The organism is Vibrio sp. 10N.222.46.A1 (genome assembly GCF_041473595.1).
GTDB classification, from domain to species: Bacteria; Pseudomonadota; Gammaproteobacteria; order Enterobacterales; family Vibrionaceae; genus Vibrio; species Vibrio tasmaniensis_A.
Genome location: NZ_JBFRSN010001745.1, coordinates 1 through 227, shown reverse-complemented (window position 1 = coordinate 227; position 227 = coordinate 1). Strand labels below are relative to the sequence as shown.

The 227-nt window shown below is 48.5% G+C and carries 1 pseudogene; it reads left to right on the top strand.

The features are described 5' to 3' along the window. Positions 1-223: pseudogene (rpsF, locus tag AB4496_RS29135) on the top strand (30S ribosomal protein S6); the annotation flags it as partial. Positions 224-227 lie beyond the last annotated feature (4 nt).

The window sequence follows — 227 nt, the reverse complement described above, 5'->3', positions numbered from 1 at the left end:
TGAAGCTGGCCAAGAAGTGATGGACGAGCTAGAAACTGCTTTCCGTTTTAACGATGCAGTTCTACGTAACATGATCATGCGCACTAAAGGCGCTGTGACTGAGCAATCTATCATGCTTAAGCAAAAAGAAGAGCGTGCAGAGCGTGCTCCTCGTCGTGATGACCGTGAAGAACGTGCACCACGTCGTGAAGAAGAAGCTAAGCCAGAAGCTGCTGCTGAGTAATTCT